Origin of the sequence: Amycolatopsis sp. lyj-109 (assembly GCF_046548995.1) — a bacterium.
Lineage (GTDB): Bacteria > Actinomycetota > Actinomycetes > Mycobacteriales > Pseudonocardiaceae > Amycolatopsis.
The window spans coordinates 187,151-204,333 of sequence record NZ_JAJPWR010000013.1 but is presented as its reverse complement, the minus strand read 5'-3'; the positions used below and the strand labels follow the sequence as shown (position 1 = coordinate 204,333).

11 protein-coding genes are annotated in these 17,183 nt (G+C 71.5%); 8 read left to right on the top strand and 3 right to left on the bottom strand.

The annotated features are described in order from the left end of the window. The first annotated feature begins 5 nt into the window (after nt 1–5). Nucleotides 6–620, top strand: a complete 615-nt coding sequence (locus tag ACLJQF_RS28220) for a DUF2231 domain-containing protein (protein WP_410613275.1) — start codon at nt 6–8, stop codon at nt 618–620. Nucleotides 621–797: 177 nt separating this feature from the next. On the opposite strand, the gene ACLJQF_RS28215 is transcribed toward ACLJQF_RS28220, so the two are convergent. Next, complete coding sequence (locus ACLJQF_RS28215) at nt 798–4,193, bottom strand: TM0106 family RecB-like putative nuclease (RefSeq protein ID WP_410613273.1); 3,396 nt, start codon at nt 4,191–4,193, stop codon at nt 798–800. Between the two features lie 165 nt (nt 4,194–4,358). On the opposite strand from ACLJQF_RS28215, the gene ACLJQF_RS28210 reads away from it, so the two are divergent. The 6 genes from ACLJQF_RS28210 (at nt 4,359) to ACLJQF_RS28185 (ending at nt 10,933) form a co-directional block, all read left to right on the top strand. Continuing rightward, nucleotides 4,359–6,944, top strand: a complete 2,586-nt coding sequence (locus tag ACLJQF_RS28210) for an alpha-glucuronidase family glycosyl hydrolase (protein ID WP_410613089.1) — start codon at nt 4,359–4,361, stop codon at nt 6,942–6,944. 86 nt (nt 6,945–7,030) lie between these two features. Continuing rightward, nucleotides 7,031–7,972 (top strand): acyl-ACP desaturase, encoded by a 942-nt coding sequence (locus tag ACLJQF_RS28205; RefSeq protein WP_285991190.1) that lies wholly within the window; start codon nt 7,031–7,033, stop codon nt 7,970–7,972. 22 nt (nt 7,973–7,994) lie between these two features. Next, complete coding sequence (locus ACLJQF_RS28200; RefSeq protein WP_410613087.1) at nt 7,995–8,759, top strand: IclR family transcriptional regulator; 765 nt, start codon at nt 7,995–7,997, stop codon at nt 8,757–8,759. A gap of 70 nt (nt 8,760–8,829) precedes the next feature. Next, a complete protein-coding gene (locus ACLJQF_RS28195; RefSeq protein WP_410613085.1) occupies nt 8,830–9,861 on the top strand; it encodes a Rieske 2Fe-2S domain-containing protein in 1,032 nt (343 codons plus the stop codon). Then, complete coding sequence (locus ACLJQF_RS28190) at nt 9,858–10,019, top strand: hypothetical protein (RefSeq protein WP_410613084.1); 162 nt, start codon at nt 9,858–9,860, stop codon at nt 10,017–10,019. The genes ACLJQF_RS28195 and ACLJQF_RS28190 overlap by 4 nt, the downstream gene beginning before the upstream one ends. Further along, nucleotides 10,016–10,933 carry a PDR/VanB family oxidoreductase gene (locus tag ACLJQF_RS28185; RefSeq protein ID WP_410613083.1) on the top strand — a complete coding sequence of 306 codons (918 nt, stop codon included), beginning with the start codon at nt 10,016–10,018 and terminating at the stop codon, nt 10,931–10,933. The genes ACLJQF_RS28190 and ACLJQF_RS28185 overlap by 4 nt, the downstream gene beginning before the upstream one ends. Nucleotides 10,934–10,951: 18 nt before the next feature. Here the strand turns inward: ACLJQF_RS28185 and ACLJQF_RS28180 are convergent, their stop codons facing one another. Continuing rightward, nucleotides 10,952–14,227, bottom strand: a complete 3,276-nt coding sequence (locus tag ACLJQF_RS28180; protein ID WP_410613082.1) for an NACHT domain-containing protein — start codon at nt 14,225–14,227, stop codon at nt 10,952–10,954. A gap of 75 nt (nt 14,228–14,302) precedes the next feature. Between ACLJQF_RS28180 and ACLJQF_RS28175 the strand changes: the two genes are divergently transcribed. Further along, nucleotides 14,303–15,751, top strand: coding sequence for a phospholipase D-like domain-containing protein (locus ACLJQF_RS28175; RefSeq protein WP_410613080.1), 1,449 nt, complete (start codon nt 14,303–14,305; stop codon nt 15,749–15,751). Nucleotides 15,752–15,797: 46 nt separating this feature from the next. Here ACLJQF_RS28175 and dctA read toward each other — a convergent pair whose 3' ends face one another. Next, nucleotides 15,798–17,183 carry a C4-dicarboxylate transporter DctA gene (gene dctA / locus ACLJQF_RS28170; protein ID WP_410613078.1) on the bottom strand — a complete coding sequence of 462 codons (1,386 nt, stop codon included), beginning with the start codon at nt 17,181–17,183 and terminating at the stop codon, nt 15,798–15,800.

The window sequence follows — 17,183 nt, the reverse complement described above, 5'->3', positions numbered from 1 at the left end:
GCGGTATGGATCCGACGCGCGACGGTCACGCCCGCTCGAAGCCCGCCTGGGCGCACCGAGTCCTGCGGAAGGCCGAGGACGCCGAGGCGCTCGACGGCCCGGCCACCGGTCTCGGGCGGTTGCTGGACGGCGTCGCCGAAAGCCGCGTGACGCGGCAGCTGCGCGGCCACGGGCTGGGGCATCCGCTGCACCCGCTAGCGGTGACGGTCCCCGTCGGCGCCTGGCTGTGCTCCGCGGTGTTCGACCTGCTCCCGGACGGCCGCGACACGGCGCGCCGCCTGATCGCGGCCGGCCTGCTGGCCGCCCCGGTGGCGGTGGTGCTCGGCCTGGCCGACTACACCGGCCTGGACGTGCGGCAACGCCGGGTCGGCCTGGTGCACGCGGCCGCCAATGCCACGGCGACGGTCCTGTTCGGCGCGTCCTACCTGGCCCGCCGCGGTGGCCGCGGCGGACGGCTCCTCGCGGTGCTGGGCCTGGCGGCCACGGGCGCGGGCGGCGCGCTCGGCGGGCACCTGGCCTACGCCCAGGGCGCCGGGGTGTTCCGCTGGCAGCCTCTGGACGACCTGGCGCCGGCCGAACTCGCGGGTGCGGACCCCGGCGCGCCCCGCAACCCCGCCTGACCCCCGGCGGCTGTCACAAGCGGGCTTGATCACCGGCCCCCGGGGGTAACCGCCTCCCATGAGCGAATCCGAGAACCGCCCCTTGACCCCCGATGTACCGGCCCCGCCAGGCACGCCGGAGCTGGATCTCGACGTGGAAATCCCCGAAGCCGACCAGCGACCGAAGAACCCCGGTTCTCAGGACGTCGACGAGGACGCCGGCGAAATCGAACCACCCAGCTGACCGGCCGGCCACGGTCGCGCCGCCGTCATCAGGCCGATCATGCCCGCGACCAGGCGCAGCTGGTCCACCGTCCGGATGTCCGCCTCGACGAGCCGGGGCGAGCACACCAGGATCGCCAGCGCCTGGGCCCGCGACAACGCCACGTTCAGCCGGTTGCGCGACAGCAGGAAGTCGAGCCCGCGCGGCAGGTCGATCGCCGACGACGACGTCATCGTCGCGATCACCACCGGGGCCTCCTGGCCCTGGAACCGGTCGACCGTGCCCACCCGGACCCCCGGGAACCCGGCCTCCTCCAGGGCCCGGGTCACCGTGCGCGCCTGCAGGTTGTACGGCGCGACGACGAGGATGTCGTGGTCGCCCAGCGGCCGGGCCGGGCCGTGATCCGTCCACAAGCGACCGTGCACTTCGGACACGAGACGCACGACCTCGGCGGCTTCCGCCACCGACCGGGTGGTGTCGCCCTGGTGGTCCACCTCGGCCAGGTACAGCCCCGCCGCGACGCCGTCCAGCTCGCGGTCCGCGGCCGACGGGTGGGCGTGCAGCCGGCCGGCGTAGGACAGGTCCGACACCGGCGCGCACACGGCCGGGTGCATGCGCCGGGTCTCGTCGAGGAAGTAGCCCAGTGACGGCGGCATGATGTCGGCCTCGCCGATCAGGTGGCCCAGCGCCGAAGCCTCGGCGCCCGCCGGGTGCGTGCCCTGCACCACCTGGGGCAGCTGCTGCGGATCGCCCAGGAGCAGGACATTGCGAGCGCACATCGACACCGCGAGCGCGTCGGCCAGGGCGAACTGGCCGGCCTCGTCGATGATCAGCAGGTCGAAGGGCTCCTCGCGGACCGCCGCGTTCGCGAACGTCCACGCCGTGCCGCCGACCAGATGACCGGTGTCGTGCTCCGCCCGCCACTTGACCAGCGCCGGGTTGCTCTTCGGCTGCTCCCAGGGCGCGGCCGGGTCCGGCGTCCTCTTCGCGCGCTTGGCGCACGGCAGCTCCGGCGCGCTCTTCTTGGCCGCGCTCAGCACGTTCTCCACGGCCTTGTGGCTGGTCGAGGTGACCGCGACGGTCCGCCCGGCCCGCACCAGCCGGGCGATCAGCCGGCCGGCGAGGTAGGTCTTGCCCGCCCCCGGCGGCCCCTGCACGGCCAGCGCCGAACCGTCGAGCGCGTCGACCGCCGCGATCACCGTGGCGACCAGGTCCTCCCCCGGTTCCGGCAGCGCCGCGCCGCCGCGCAGCCGCGGCGGGGTCCGCCGGAGCAGGTCGACGCCGGGGTGCCGCGGCAGCTCCGGGAGCGCGTCGACGACCAGGCGTGCGAGGTCGGCGACCGCCTCGTCCTTGGGCGACGGCCGGACCGGGCTGCCCGGCAGCACCGCCGTCGGCCGGTCGTTCGTGGTCGCGTCCGGCGGGCAGCTCTCCTCCAGGGTCAGCTCCACCGCCGACGCGGCGACGACCTTCGCGTCGCGGGCGGTGTCGCCGTAGCGCAGCCGCACGTCGTCGCCGGGGGCGAACGGGTGCGGCCGGTCGGGGTCGCACGCCAGCTGCAACGTCCGCTTCGCGGTGCGCGCCCGCCCGGCCGGGGGCACCCACTCACCCGCTTCCAGCGAGAGCGGCACCGCGCAGGCGGTGTCCACCTCGAGGTCGCCGAGCGGGGCGGCGAGCTGGCGGAAGTACTCCCACCAGGCCGGGTTCGTCTCGCGGCGGTGGTAGCCGACGGACGCCGCCAGCAGCGCGCGGGCCCGCTCGTCGGCGGTGAAGTGGCCCGGGTCGTCCGGCAGCCCCTCGAGCAGGGGGTCGACCAGCGCCGCCAGCTGCGCGGCCCGTTCGGCACGCCGCTCGGCGGCGACGTCCTCCTCGGCCGCGCGCAGCAGCGCGTCCTCGGCGGATTCCTCGGCAGGCTCCGGGACGTCGATGCCCGCGTCGGCGCGGACGCGGTGCAGGAACTCGAACAGCCGCTGCGCGGAGACGCAGTCGTCCTCGGTGTTCTCGCCGATGCGGCGCAGGACCTCCTCGGCGCGTTCCGGCTCGCCGGACTGCGCGAGCGCCAGGTACTCCTCGTACGCCTCGACGTCGGACACGGCGGTCTTCCCGCGGGCGCCGGGCTGGTAGAGCGGCTCGAGGTGCCGGATCGAGTACGACCGCTGCGACACCCGCAGCGCCTTGCGCACGACCGCGTGCAGGTCGACGACCGCGCCGCTGCGCAGCAGGTGGTCGACGGTCTCCTCGCGGGTGCCGTGCACCGCCGCGAGCCGCTTGATCGCGGTCACTTCGTACGGCGCGTAGTGGTAGACGTGCGAGCCCGGGTGCTCGGCGACGCGCGCCGCGGCGAAGTCGACGAACTCCTCGAACGCCCGCCGCTCCTGGGCGCGGCTGTGCGCCCAGAACGGCGTGAACCGCCCGTCGCCGACCGCGCCGAAGAGGTACTCCAGGCCCTCGCCGGCGAGGGCGTGCGGATCACCCGCCAGGTCGGCGAACACGTCACCCGGCGCGGGGGCCGGCAGGGCGGCCAGCTCGCCGGGGTCGACGATCTCGTAGGCGATCTCGCCGGTGGTGTCCTGCCGGACCTGCAGCGCGGCCTGGGCGCGCAAGGTCGCGAACGCCGTCGCGGACAGGTCCCGCGGCCGGTCGTCCGGGCCGGCCGCGGCCAGGGCGTCGATCGAGCCGAGCCCGGCGGCGACCAGCTTGCGGCGCTGGTCGCCGCGCATCCCGGCGACGAGCGAGAGGTCCCGGTCGGCTTCCCGCGCGGACGTGCAGTGCTGCGCGAACCCACAGCCGGCGCAGGCAGGGCGTTCGTCGGCCCACAGCGGGACCGGCAGCCGCGGCGGCCGGCCCGCCAGCCGGGCCCGCAGCCGGTCCACGAGCGGCCGGAAGTCCTCGACGCGCAGCGTCCGGGTGCCGCCGTCGCTCAGCCGGAGGTGCAGGTGTGGCCCGGCGGGCCGGCCGGCCCGGGTGATCGCGTCGGCGCACGCCGTCAGCCGGACCACCGCGGCGGGCGTCGCCTGCCGGAGCGGCGTCGCGTCGTGGACCTCGTAGCGGCCCTCGCCGTCCTGGACCAGGAAGTCCGCCTGCGCCGAGAACTCGCCGTCGAGGAAGACGGCCCGGTGGATCACCGGTACCCCGGACCGCAACGCTTCTTCCGTCGCCTTCGCGGCGAGCGCGGTGTCCTCGACGTCGATTTCGGCGATCTCGTGCCCGTCGGCGCGGAAGCGGGCGAGCATCGCCGTGGCGTGCCCGCGCCGCGTGCCGGGTTCGGCGGGGGCGGGCCGCGGCGCGCCCGGCAGGCCGGCGGCCAGCGCCTGGCCGAGGATGCTGCGGTGCTCGCAGTCGAGCAGGTCGGCGAGGTCGGCGGGAGTGAGCATCGCCGCGAAGTCTGACACGGCCGATCATCCGGGCCGGAGCACGCCGTCCCGACACGCCGAAACTTTCGGGAATTCCCGCTATATCGCCAATTCTTGACAGCACGGAGCCCGCCCGCAATAGTGCGAGAAGCGAACTAAATACCCGGCCGACACGATGGGGAAACCTTGTCTCTCAGCGACGAGAACGGTCTGCGGCGGCGTTCGTTCCTGATCGGCAGTGGAGCGGTCCTGACGACGTCGGTGCTCGGCGCCCCCGCGGCGCAGGCAAGTCCCCCTCCTTTCCCGGACGACTACGACGGCTCGGACCTGTGGCTGCGCTACGAGCCGGTCGCCGATCCCCGCCTCCTCGCCCGGTACCGGGCCGCGCTCGGTGCGATCGTCGTGGAGAACGCCGGGCGGACCCCGGTCCACCGCCACACCGCGAACCTGAGCATGGCCCCCGGCTCCACCGAGCGCCTGGTGGGCAGCACCCTGGAAGCGGCACGGGACGAACTCGTCCGGGGGCTCGGCGGGCTGCTGGGGCGGCCGGTTCCGGTGGAGGGCGGGTTTCCCGGCCGTGCGGTGATCGTGGGCACCCCGGACAGCTCGCCCCTCGTGCGCCGGCTCGTCCCGGCGCGTGACCTCGCCGCGCTCGGCGACGACGGCTACCTCATCCGCTCGCTGTCCCGGGCCGGGCACCGGTCGATCGTCATCGCCGGCAACACCGATCTCGCCGCCCTGTACGGGACTTTCGCCTTCCTCCGGCGTCTCCAGGCCCAGCACTCCGTTGCCGATTTCGATATTTCATCGGTGCCCCGGATCAACCACCGGTACCTGAACCACTGGGAGACCGAGCGCCTCTACGCCGGGAACAACCCGGCCGGCACCGGTGGACTGAACGGCGAAAACGGGGCGATCTTCGCCTTCACCGCCACCGGCGCGTCCGCCGGGCTGAACCTGCCGGTGATCCTCGACCGGTACCTCGTGGCGGCGCGGGCGATGGCCTCGCTCGGCATCAACGGCATCACGATCAACAACGTCAACGCCAACAGCTTCTACCTCACCCCGGCCGCCATCGAGCAGGAAGCCGCGCTGGCGGACGCGTTGCGCCCGTACGGGATCAAGCTCGCCGTGTCCATCAACTACGCGGCACCGACGGACGCCCGGTTCGCGCCCGACACCCTGACCCGGGAACAGCTGGATCCCTACAGTGCCCTGTTCCGGGACTGGTGGACCCGCCGGGCCCGGCAGCTGCAGGCCGCCATTCCCGACTTCATGGGCTTCACCGTCAAGGCGAACTCCGAAGGCCAGCCGGGTCCCCAGGACCTGGGCTACGACCACGGTGACGGCGCCAACGGCATGGCGGCGGCGGTGGCGCCGCTCGGGATGCGGATCTTCTGGCGGACCTTCGTCTACAACGCCGACGTGGACGCGGACCGGCTCAAGCGCGCCTACCTGGAGTTCGGGCCCATCGACGAGGAGCCCCAGCCCGACGGCACGACCGGCCGGTTCGCCGGAAACGTGTTCCTGCAGACCAAGAACGGCCCGCTCGACTACCAGGCCCGGGAGCCGGCCAATCCGCTCTTCGGCCGGATGGAACACACGAACCAGGCCCTGGAACTGCAGATCACCCAGGAGTACACCGGGCAGAACACGATGCTGTGCTACCTCGGCCCGCTGTGGGAAGAGGTCCTGAAATCCGACACGTACGCCACCGGCGCGGACGGCCGGCTGCTGGCCAAGCGGCTGGTGGGCCACGTGGTGGACGGCTCGGCCCAGGGCCACCCGGACAGCGCCATCGTCGGGGTGGCCAACTTCGGCAACGCCGGCAACCTGACCGGGCACCACTTCGCGCAGGCGAACCTGTACGCCTTCGGCAGGCTGGCGTGGGACTGGACCCTCGACACCCGGGGCATCGCCGAAGACTGGGTCCGGCTGACCTGGGGCAACCACGACTTCGTCGTCCGGGCCATCGTGGCGATGATGATGGGATCCCGGGAAGCGCTGGTCAGCTACCAGACCCCGCTCGGCGTCGCGCACCAGTTCCGGTCCAGTGACCACTACGGCCCCAACCCCGCCGAACGGCTGGCGCGGGACGACTGGAGCCCGGTGTACTACAACCGGGCCGACCGCGCCGGGCTGGGCTACGACCGCTCCCCCACCGGCAGCGGCTTCACCGCGCAGTACTTCCCGGTGCTCGCGGCCCGGTACGCCGACATCGAAACCGTGCCCGAGAACCTGCTGATGTGGTTCCACCACGTGCCGTGGGACCGGCGGCTGCGCAATGGCCGGATCTTCTGGGACGAACTGGTGTACCGGTACCAGACGGGCGTCCACTACGTGTCGTGGATGCGCCGGGCGTGGGACTCGCTCGAACCCCACGTCGACGCCCGGCGCTTCGCCGAGGTGAAGGCCAAGCTCGCCGCCCACGAGGCCGACGCGGGCACCTGGCGCGACACCTGCGTGCGCTACTGGCAGGAGTTCAACGGCCGGGCCATCCCGACGGCCGGACCGCTCTCGATCACGATCGTGGTCGGCGGCCGGACGATCGGCGGCTTCGACGCCGGTGCGCCGTCGCACACCATCCCGGTGGCGGCCGGTACGTCACCGGAAATCACGAAGGTCGTGCCCGCCGATCCCGCCGCGAAGTGCGAGATCCTCGGCCAGGCTCACGGGGTTCCCGGGCGATCTGTGGTGCGAATCACCGCAGTCGGTTTCTTCGGGCCCATCCTCAAGGACTATGTCTTCGACCTGGTGGTAGCCACCCACTGAGCTCCGGGAACCACGCGACGCCCGGGTCCGTTGTCGTATCCTACGGCTCCGTAAGTTACGGTTGCGTAGGTACGGAAGGAAGTCCCATGCCGGTCCCCGAAACGACCCGCCTGCTGCACGAGCTGGAAGGCACCGTCGAAGAGAACCTCAACCGGCACCTCGCCGCCGCCCAGGAGTGGATGCCGCACGAGTACGTCCCCTGGAGCCAGGGGCGCGACTTCGCCGAGCTGGGCGGGGAGGCGTGGGATCCGGAGCAGTCCCGGGTGACCCCGATCGCGCGGACGGCCCTCGAGGTCAACCTGCTCACCGAGGACAACCTGCCCAGCTACCACCGCGAGATCGAGCGCGCGTTCGGCCGCGACGGGGCCTGGGGCACCTGGGTGCACCGGTGGACGGCCGAAGAGGGCCGTCACGGCATCTGCATCCGCGACTACCTGCTGGTCACCCGCGCCGTCGATCCGGTCGAGCTGGAGCGGATGCGGATGGAGACCATGCAGGCGGGCTACGACACCGGCGACAAGCCGCTGCTCAACGTCTGCGCGTACGTCTCGTTCCAGGAGCTGGCGACCCGGCTTTCGCACCGCAACACCGGCCGCTACACCCAGGACCCCCTGGCCGAGCGGCTGCTGGCCCGGGTGTCCACGGACGAGAACCTCCACATGGTCTTCTACCGCAACCTCGTCAAGGCGGCACTGGAGATCTCCCCCGACGCGATGATGCGCGCGATCACCGACGAGGTGCTGAACTTCGCGATGCCGGGCGCGGTGATCCCGAGCTTCCAGCGCAAGGCGGCGCTGATGGCCAAGGCCGGCATCTACGACCTGCGCATCCACCACGACGACGTCGTCCAGCCGCTGCTGCGGTACTGGAAGGTCTTCGACCTGACCGGCCTCGGCGCGGTCGGGGAAGCCGCGCGGGAAGAACTCGCCACGTTCATCAAGGGGCTCGACACCCAGGCGTCCCGGTTCGAGGAACGCCGGGACGCCACCGCCGCGCGCCGGGCCGCGCGGGGCATAGTGGATCTCTGAGCCGCTCCCGCCGGAGGTCGCCGTGCCGCACCGAGGTCGCGTTCCCGGCGCCACCGGGCCGGTCCTGGGGCGCGCGCTGCGGGTCCTCGAGGCGTTTTCGCCGGACCGGCCGGCGCTGCGGCTGAGCGAGGTCGCGCGCCGGGCCGGGTTGCCGGCCGCGACGGCGCACCGGCTGCTGCGCGAGTTCTGCGAGTGGGGCGCGCTGGAGCGCGACGAGACCGGCGTCTACCGGGTCGGGCTGCGGCTGTGGGAGCTGGGCTCGCTCGCACCGCGGGGCCTGGGCCTGCGGGAACTCGCCCTGCCGTTCTTGGAGGACCTCTCCCAGATCACGCGGGAGAACGTCCAGCTCGCCGTCCGCGAAGGCACCGAGGTGGTGTACATCGAGCGGATCGCCGGCACCGGAGCGGTCCCGGTGCTGACCCGCGTCGGCGGCCGGTTCGCCCTGACCGCGACCGGCGTCGGGCTCGTCCTGCTCGCCCACGCTCCCGCGGCGGTCCAGGAGGAGGTGCTGGGCAGCCCGATCGAGCGGTACACCACCGAGACGGTGACCGACCCGGACCGGGTGCGGCACCTGCTGGCCGACGTGCGTACGCACGGATTTTCGATCAGCGAGCGCCAGGTGACCCTCGACTCGCTGTCGGTCGGGGCGCCGATCCACGACGCGCGGGGCCAGGTCGTCGCGGCGGTTTCGCTCGTCGTGCGGTACGGGAGCGCGTCGCCGCACGCGCTGGCTCCGCTGGTGATGACCAGTGCCCGCGCGATCTCACGAGCGCTTTCCATCTTATGAAATAGCCCTTCGTGGCGTCCGGACCGGTCCCGCAGGCTGTGATCCGGCCCACCACGAAAGGACGACCCCGATGAGCGCCATCCCCCGCGACCAGTGGTACGTCGCCGCCTACGGCTCCGAGATCGGGGCGGACCTCTTCAGCCGCACCATCTGCGGTGAGCCCATCCTGTTCTGGCGGACCCGGGACGGGAGCGTCACCGCGATGGCCGACCGGTGCGTGCACCGGCGGTTCCCGTTGTCGCAGGCGCCTTCGCGACTGGTCGACGACCAGGTGATCTGCGGCTACCACGGCTTCACCTACGGCGTGGACGGCAAGTGCGTGGCCGTGCCCGGGCAGACCCGGGTGCCGCGGACCGCGCGGCTGACGCGCTACCCGCTGGTGGAGCAGGACTCCTTCGTCTGGGTGTTCATCGGCGACCCTTCGAAGGCCGACGCGGCCGCGATTCCGCGGGCGCCCTGGCTCGATTCGCCGGACTACACCACGGTCTGCGGGATGGAACCGCTCAAGGCGCGGTACTCGCTGCTGGTGGACAACCTGCTGGACCTGTCCCACGAGACCTACCTGCACGGCGGCTACATCGGCACCCCGGAGGTCGCCGAAACGCCGATCACGACCGAGGTCGACGACGAGGCCGGCATCGTCTACGTCTCGCGGCACATGGCCGACGCCGCGTGCCCGCCCTTCTACGCCAAGTCGACCGGCCTGGAAGGCCGCATCACGCGCTGGCAGGACATCGAATACACGCCGCCGTGCCTGTACAAGCTGCACAGCCGCATCGCGCCGGTCGGGTCCGTGCCGAACCCCGACGGCAGCGACCCGGACGCCTTCCACGTCGAGGTCGTCTACGCGATCACGCCCGAGACCGAGCACTCGACGCACGACTTCTGGGCGGTGGCCCGGGATTTCGCGCTCGACGACGAAGGCGTCTCGGCGTTCCTCGCCGAGAACAACCGCACGGTGGTGCTGCAGGACGTCGAAGCCCTCGACGTCCTCGAGCGGGTGATCGCCACCGAACCGGACGGGTACCAGGAGCTGTCCATCAACATCGACACCGGCGGCCTGGCGGCCCGCCGGATGCTCCAGCGGCTGGCGGCACGGTGACCGGCCCGATGCTCACCGGCGACCGCGTCTACCGGATCCACTGGGTGCTCGGCACCGACCGGCTGCGCGCGGTCTGCCACTGCGGCGCCGAGCGCGAGTTCGACGACCCCGTGCAGCTGTGGGACTGGCTGCTCGCCCACCCCGAAGGACACTCATGACCCTCGAACTTGTGGTGGACCGCAAGGAAAAGCTGGCCGACGGCGTCGTCCGGCTGACGCTTCGCCCTCCTGGCGGCGGATTGCTGCCGTCATGGGAGCCGGGGGCGCACGTCGATCTCCACCTGCCCGGCTTCGTGCGGCAGTACTCGCTGTGCGGCGACCCTTCGGACGCGTCGGCGTACGTCGTGGCGGTGCTGAGGGAGACCGACGGCCGCGGCGGCTCGGCGTACGTGCACGACTCGCTGTCGACCGGAGATCGCCTCGAGGTTTCCGCTCCGCGCAACCACTTCGCCCTGGTGGACGCCGAGCGCTACCTGTTCCTGGCCGGCGGCATTGGCATCACGCCGATCCTGCCGATGCTCGACCGGGTCGCTCGCTCGGGCCGCGACTGGCAGCTGGTCTACGGCGGCCGGACACGCGCGTCGATGGCGTTCACGGAGGACCTGGCTTCTTACGGAGACCGGGTGACGTTCCGGCCCCAGGACGAACACGGCCTGCTCGACCTCCCGACACTGCTGGCGGCGACGCAGCCGGGCACTGCGGTGTACTGCTGCGGCCCGGAACCGCTGCTGGCCGCGCTGGAGGCCCTCAAACCGGCCGACCTGCACGTCGAGCGCTTCACCGCTCGGCCGGACGAGGGTCTGCGGACGGCGTTCGAGGTCGAGCTGGCCGGGTCGGGGCGGGTGCTGCCGGTGCCCGCGGACCGGTCGATCCTCGACGTGGTCGAGGAAGCGGGGCTCACGGTGCTGTCGTCGTGCCGGGAGGGTACGTGCGGCACCTGCGAAACCGGCGTCCTCGGCGGCGAACCGGACCACCGCGACTCGGTGCTGACCGCGGATGAGCGGCTGGAGAACGAGGTGATGATGCTGTGTGTGTCCCGGGCCTGCTCGCCGCGGCTGGTGCTCGACCTCTGACGGAGGCGCGCCGCGGGCTCAAAGCCACTTCACCTTGATTCCCGGGCCGGCGCCGAGGATCCGGTGCCGGTTGGCGTAGGTCCGGACGGTCAGCTCGGCATCGCCCAGAGCGGAGAGGTCCAAATCCCCCCGGTCTTCGGGATCCGACAAGATCTCCAGCGTGGTCAGCCGGGTCAGCCGGGCGATCTGCGCCAGCCAACCGGGGGCGACCGGCGTGGAGATTTGGAGGGTTCGAAGATGTGCCACGCTGGCGAGCGGGGTGAAATCTTCGACCTGGCATTGACGGAAGGACAGCCTGTCCAAGGCAGGAAAACGGATGATTTGGTCGAGTTCCTCGAGCGGACGGACGTAGAGGAATCCCAGATCGTCAATACCAGGAGCGTCCGTAGCCAGCCGACGCAAGCCACCCCGGATGCTCAACCCGACCCCCTCGGCGGTACGCCCGAGATCCAGCAAGTGAAGAGCGGGCAAATTGCCGAGGAAGCCAAAGTCCGCCCCGGCCGGATAGCGATAGAGGCTCAACCCGGTCAAATTCCGCAGATCGCCGAGAGCGGAGAAGTCGTCGACCTCCTCGAGTCGTTCCAGGCCCAAGGACACCAAACTCGTCATGGACCGGAAGATCCCGAGATCGGTCAGTGACACGGCTCCGGGGTAGAAGTACAGATGTCGCAGACTCGGGATACCCAGGAGGGCACGGGGATCGACCGCGCCACGAGGCGCCAGCAGCAAGGATTCCAGGTCGGCGCATTGAGTCAGTGAAGCAAGATCTTCGAATTCGCCGGCAAGCTGGGCAATGCGCAGGCACGGCACCTGCGCCAGCACTTCCAGGTCCGTAAAATCACGAAGATCGACTCTCAGGTAGTTCAGGTGGCGAAGCCTGGAAACTGCGGGCAGCAGCGCTTGGTCGTCGACCGACAGGTGCCCGTCCAGTAAAGGCGCGTCGGCGAGGACGCGTGCGGCATACTCGTCGGGATCGAAGTAACGCCATGCCGCGATCAGTTCCTTCTGCACACCCGGCCTCGGATCGCCGCTGAACTTCTCGAGCACCGGCCAGGCATCCGGGCCGTTGATCAACGCCGCGGTCCGCACGGTGGCCGCGGCCGCGGCCTCAGATAGGTCGGCAGGCGTGCCGAGGAGCCGTGGCAGCAAGACTTCGCCGCCCGCGGCGAGAGACCGGGCTTCGGCCGTCCCCCGCGGTGGAATCAGCCCGGCCAGCGCACTTTCCACGCGCTCGGCGAGCTCCACCGTCAAGGCAGGGGCGGACTCCGTCGCCGCCGCGGCGAGCAGGCGGAGCTTCCGTCGCGTTCTCGGTTCCGCGTCGGCCCGGGCGAACAGGCCCTGGAACAGTTGTTCGCGCAGCGGCGCGTTGGCCAGGCCCGCGGCCATCACGACGATGTCCCGCCACTGGTCGAGGTGCGCGTTCTGCACCAGCAGCCCGACATCTCCCTGATCCGCGGCTTCCTCCGCGGTCAGGAACTCCTGGAACGTGCGGTGCACGAAGTCGATCCTGCCCGGCGTCGGCTCACGGAGGATCCCGCTCCGCTGCAGAAGGTGTTCCAGCAGGTGGTCGGCGTCATGGTGGACTCTCGGCATGGTCGCGAGCCGTTCGGCGAGGCGCCTGCGTGCTTCCTCCCGGCTCAGCTCCGACCGGCCGTTCACCGACAGCCGCCAAGCCAGGTGCCGGAGCAGCTGGCGGCTTTCCCGGTTGCCGATCTTCAGCGAAGCGGAGATGCGCCGCTCGACGTCACGCCGTTCCAGCAGCATCGACAACGCGGTGACGTAGAGCTCAACCCGGTTGCGCGGGAGGAACGAGGCGCGATCCAGGTTCAGGGCGCACAACATGGCGCACAACAGCGGTGTCGTCGCCAGGGCCCTCAGGTGGGCGTTGCCGTCCAGGCGGCTGAGCAGGGCTCCCTCGTACCGGGGAAGATCCTCCTCCGCACACGGCATGCTTCCGGCTTCGCGGACGGCCTTGTGCCAGTGGCGGACAAGGGCGCGCACGTCGGCCTGGCTCATGTGCTCGATCCAGGCGGAACTGAAGCCTTCCGCACTCAGCCACGTCTCGGCGGCCGCCGCCGGCCGGGACGTGAGGACCAGCCTGACGTCGGGAAACGCCTGGCACAGATCCTTCAGCCAGGCCCGGACCGCGGCACGCTCGTCGGCGACGAGCTCGTCGACGCCGTCGACGAGCACGAGGGCGCGTCCCGAGGCGAGCTGGCGGTGGACGTAGGCCGACGGCATCAGCGCGGTCAGGGCTTGCGCCGTCCCGTCGAGGAACTCTTCCGGCGAAGGGAGCCGCCGGCCGGAGTAGCTGCGCAACTTGATCAGGAACGGGATGTACCCGTTGAGCCCGGCGAGCTCGTCGCGGAATGTCCCTCGCGCGGCGTTGACCGCGAGCCAGCGCAGCAGTGTCGACTTGCCCGAGCCGGCCTCGCCGCGGATCAGGAGGCGGCCGGCCGTCGCCAACGCTCGCTCGGCGCGGACGGACCCGTCCTGGCTGCGTGCCGAGTCGGCCCGCCACGAGAGCATCTCGTGGGCGGGTCCGCGGGAATCCGTGCCGGTGCCGCGGACGGTCAGGCTCACGTACGCGACGCTCAGCGTCGTCCGGAGCCGGTAGCTGCGGGTCTCCACCCCGAACAGCTCGAGGTCGTCCAGGGTTTCACTGATCTGACGCAGGTACCGGGCCCGGAACGCCGTGTCCGACGCGGTGCCGTCGGGAGCCAGCAAGGAGGGCGCCGGCAGCCGGTTGAGGACTCGTTCGAGCTGCTCGGCCAGGCCCGAGACTCGGCCGAGGAGCTCCGCACCGGCCCGGGCCGCGAACGGGGTCAAATGCACGACGAGGCGGACGTAGTAGCCGCAGCACTCCTCGAGGACCCGGCGGTGGAACCACGTCGCGGCCTCGCTGAGACCAGCGCGTTCCGCCGCGTCCGGCAGGGTGGCGCGAAGGCGGCGGGCGAGCTTGGCCGGGTCGACGTCGACCTCGAACAAGTCGGCGTCGGCGAGATCCGCCCGTTCGAAGGCGTCCGCGACTTCCGCCAGCGCCGCCGACCGCTCCCCGTCGTCGAGGTCCGGGACTTCCTGCTGGCACACCAGCAGCAGCCGCTCGGACACCACGTCGACCAGGGCTTCGATCTCCCGGTCGAAGCGCCTGCGGGAAAAGCCGCCGCCCATCCGGGCCCGCACCAACTCCGCCAGCGAGCTCTCCCGCTCGAGTTCCCCCTTGCGGCTGGTGAGCCACGACTTCACGGCCGAGCTCACGACTGCTGTCCCCACCTTCAGCACCAAAGGCTCCATGGAGGTCGAGTCGCGACTGCGTCACCCACTGTTACTGCACGGCGAGCCGGGCCGATCTGTAGTGATATGGGACGGGTGAACGCTTTCCTGGACAAGGTGGACGAGCGGCTGGGCGACGGGCTCGAAAGCATCCTGTGTGCCCACCACCGGCGGCGACTGCGCAGGCTCGGCTGGGGTGCGGTGCTCGAACCGGGCGGTGCGGACGACCCGCTCGGCGGCCGGGCCCCCGTCCGCGAAGGCAACCGCGTCGAGGTGCTGATCGACGGCGAGGAGTCGCTGCCCGCCGTCGCCGAGGCCATCCGAACGGCGAAGTCCCGCGTGCACATCGCCAACTGGCACGCCAGCGCGGACTTCCGGCTGACGCGGGAGCCCGGTTCGCCCACCCTGCGTCAGCTGCTGGCCGAAGCCGCCGGGCGCGGGGTCGAGGTCCGCGTGCTGCTGTGGGCGGGTCCGCCGTTCCCGGCGTTCCAGCCGTCGCGGAAGCTGGCGCGGTCCGAACAGCGGAAGTTCACCGAGGGCACGAACGTGCGGTGCGTCCTGGATTCCCGCGAGCGGACCCTGCACTGCCACCACGAGAAGCTGGTGATCGTCGACGACGCCGTCGCGTTCGTCGGCGGGGTGGACCTCACCGCGCTGGAGGGCGACCGGCACGACAGCCTGGACCACCCGCCGCGGCCGATCGGGTGGCACGACCTGATGGCGCGGCTCGACGGGCCGGTCGTCGCCGACGTCGCCGACCACTTCCGGCGGCGGTGGACCGAGGTCGCCGGCGAGGACCTGCCCGCGCCCGCCGTGCCCGCGCCGGTGGGCGGCAGCCGCGTCCAGCTGCTGCGCACCGTGCCGAACGACACCTACGACTTCCTGCCGAAGGGCGAGTTCACCGTTCTCGATGGCTACTTGCGCGCCCTGAGATCGGCGCAGCGGCTGATCTACCTGGAGAACCAGTTCCTGTGGTCGCCGGAGATCGCCGAGGTGCTGCTCGACAAGCTCCGCAATCCGCCGTCCGACGACTTCCGCGTGGTCCTGCTGCTGCCGCGCAAGCCGAGCAACGGCTCGGACACCACCCGCGGCCAGCTGGGCCGTCTGCTCGACGCCGACGACGGCAACCAGCGGCTGCTGGCCACGACGATCAGCGCCCACGACGGCGACTCGGCGGCCCCGGTGTACGTCCACGCGAAGCTCGGCATCGTGGACGACTCGTGGCTGACGGTCGGGTCCGCCAACCTCAACGAGCATTCGCTGTTCAACGACACCGAGGTCAACATCGCCACCGACGACCCGGAGGTGGTCCGCGCGACCCGGCTGCGGCTGTGGGCCGAGCACCTCGGACGTCCGGTGTCGGAGCTGGAACACAGGGATCCCGCGGACGTGGTCGACAACCTGTGGCGGCCGCTGGCCGAGGAGCAGGCCGAGCGGGAACGCCGCGGCGAGCAGCGGACCCACCGGCTGGTGCTGCTGCCCGGCGTTTCGCGGCGGGCGGGCCGGTTGCAGGGCCCGCTGCGAGGGCTGCTGGTGGACGGCTGAGCCGCCTCCTCCGGCAGCGTCCTCGCCTCGGCGGAGAGCGTCGTGGTCAGCGACCGGCGGGTACCGGCTCCGCGATCGGCTCCTGCGGTGCCTTCGGCAGCGCCACGGCCGTCGGTTCCGGCACGAACGGCAGATCGCCGCGCAGGACCGCCTGGGCGCGGGCGACGTCGAGCTGGCCGTCCCAGCGGGCGACGGCCAGCGTCGCGACGCCGTTGCCGACCAGGCTGGTGAGGGCCCGGGCCTCGGACATGAACCGGTCGATGCCGAAGATCAAAGCCAGCGCGGCCACCGGGACGTGCGGGATGGCACTGAGCGTGGCGGCCAGCGCGATGAACCCGGACCCGGTGACGCCCGCGGCTCCCTTCGACGTCAGGAGCATGACGGCGAGCATGGTCAGCTGCTGGGTGAAGCTGAGCTCGATCCGAAGGGCCTGGGCGAGGAAGACGCCGCCCATGGTCAGGTAGATCGCGGTGCCGTCGAGGTTGAAGGAGTACCCGGCGGGCAGGGTGATGCCGACGACCGGCTTCGCGGCGCCGGCGTGCTCCAGTTTGGACATCATCCGCGGCAGGACCGGCTCGGTGGACGACGTGCCCAGGACGATGAGCAGTTCTTCCTTGATGTAACGCAGGAACGGCAGCAGCCGGAGGCCGTTGAGCCGCATCACCGAACCGAGGACGACCAGGACGAACACCAGCGCGGTCAGCCAGAACGAACCGACCAGCAGGGCGAGGTGGCGAAGGGTGCCCAGGCCGTAGTTGCCGATGGTGAAGGCCATCGAGCCGAAGGCCCCGATCGGGGCCAGCCGCATGATCCAGCGGATGATCGTGAACAGGATGCCGGAGAACTTCTCCACCCCGCGGGCCACGCCCGCGCCGGCCTCGCCGGCGGCGTGCAGGCCGAATCCGAAGAGGACGGAAACGAGCAGCACCGGCAAGATCTCCTTGCCGGTCAGTGCACTGATCAGGGTCGTCGGGATGATGCCGAGCAGGAAATCGGCGAAACCGTTGTGGGTCTGGCTCGCGGCCGCCGGCAGGTGCTCGGTGGACAGCGTGGAGACGTCGACGTGCAGCCCGCTGCCGGGCCGGACGACGTTGACCACGACCAGCCCGACGACGAGCGCGATGGTGGTCAGGACCTCGAAGTAGATCAGCGCCTTCACGCTGACCCGGCCGACCGCGCGCGCGTTGCCCATCGAGGCGATCCCGTGCACGACCGTGCAGAAGATGATCGGCGCGATCATCATCTTGACCAGTCCGATGAACCCGTCACCGAGTGGCTTCAGCCCGGCACCGAACGAGGGCCAGAGCCAGCCCACGGCGGCACCGAGGAGCACCCCGATCAGGCACTGGATGTAGAGGTGGGACAGCAGCCGCCGGACGCGGCTTCCGGACGCGGGCGGGACATGGCCCATGGCGGCGGCATTGCGGCTCAT

What these genes read in the sequence shown, in the direction of transcription:
- ACLJQF_RS28205 (WP_285991190.1), top strand. Translation starts at nt 7,031, where the DNA reads ATGCCGGTCCCCGAAACGACCCGCCTGCTGCACGAGCTGGAAGGCACC.
- ACLJQF_RS28220 (WP_410613275.1), top strand. Translation starts at nt 6, where the DNA reads ATGGATCCGACGCGCGACGGTCACGCCCGCTCGAAGCCCGCCTGGGCG.
- dctA (WP_410613078.1), bottom strand. Translation starts at nt 17,183, where the DNA reads ATGAGCCGCAATGCCGCCGCCATGGGCCATGTCCCGCCCGCGTCCGGA.
- ACLJQF_RS28195 (WP_410613085.1), top strand. Translation starts at nt 8,830, where the DNA reads ATGAGCGCCATCCCCCGCGACCAGTGGTACGTCGCCGCCTACGGCTCC.
- ACLJQF_RS28180 (WP_410613082.1), bottom strand. Translation starts at nt 14,227, where the DNA reads ATGGAGCCTTTGGTGCTGAAGGTGGGGACAGCAGTCGTGAGCTCGGCC.
- ACLJQF_RS28215 (WP_410613273.1), bottom strand. Translation starts at nt 4,193, where the DNA reads ATGCTCACTCCCGCCGACCTCGCCGACCTGCTCGACTGCGAGCACCGC.
- ACLJQF_RS28185 (WP_410613083.1), top strand. Translation starts at nt 10,016, where the DNA reads ATGACCCTCGAACTTGTGGTGGACCGCAAGGAAAAGCTGGCCGACGGC.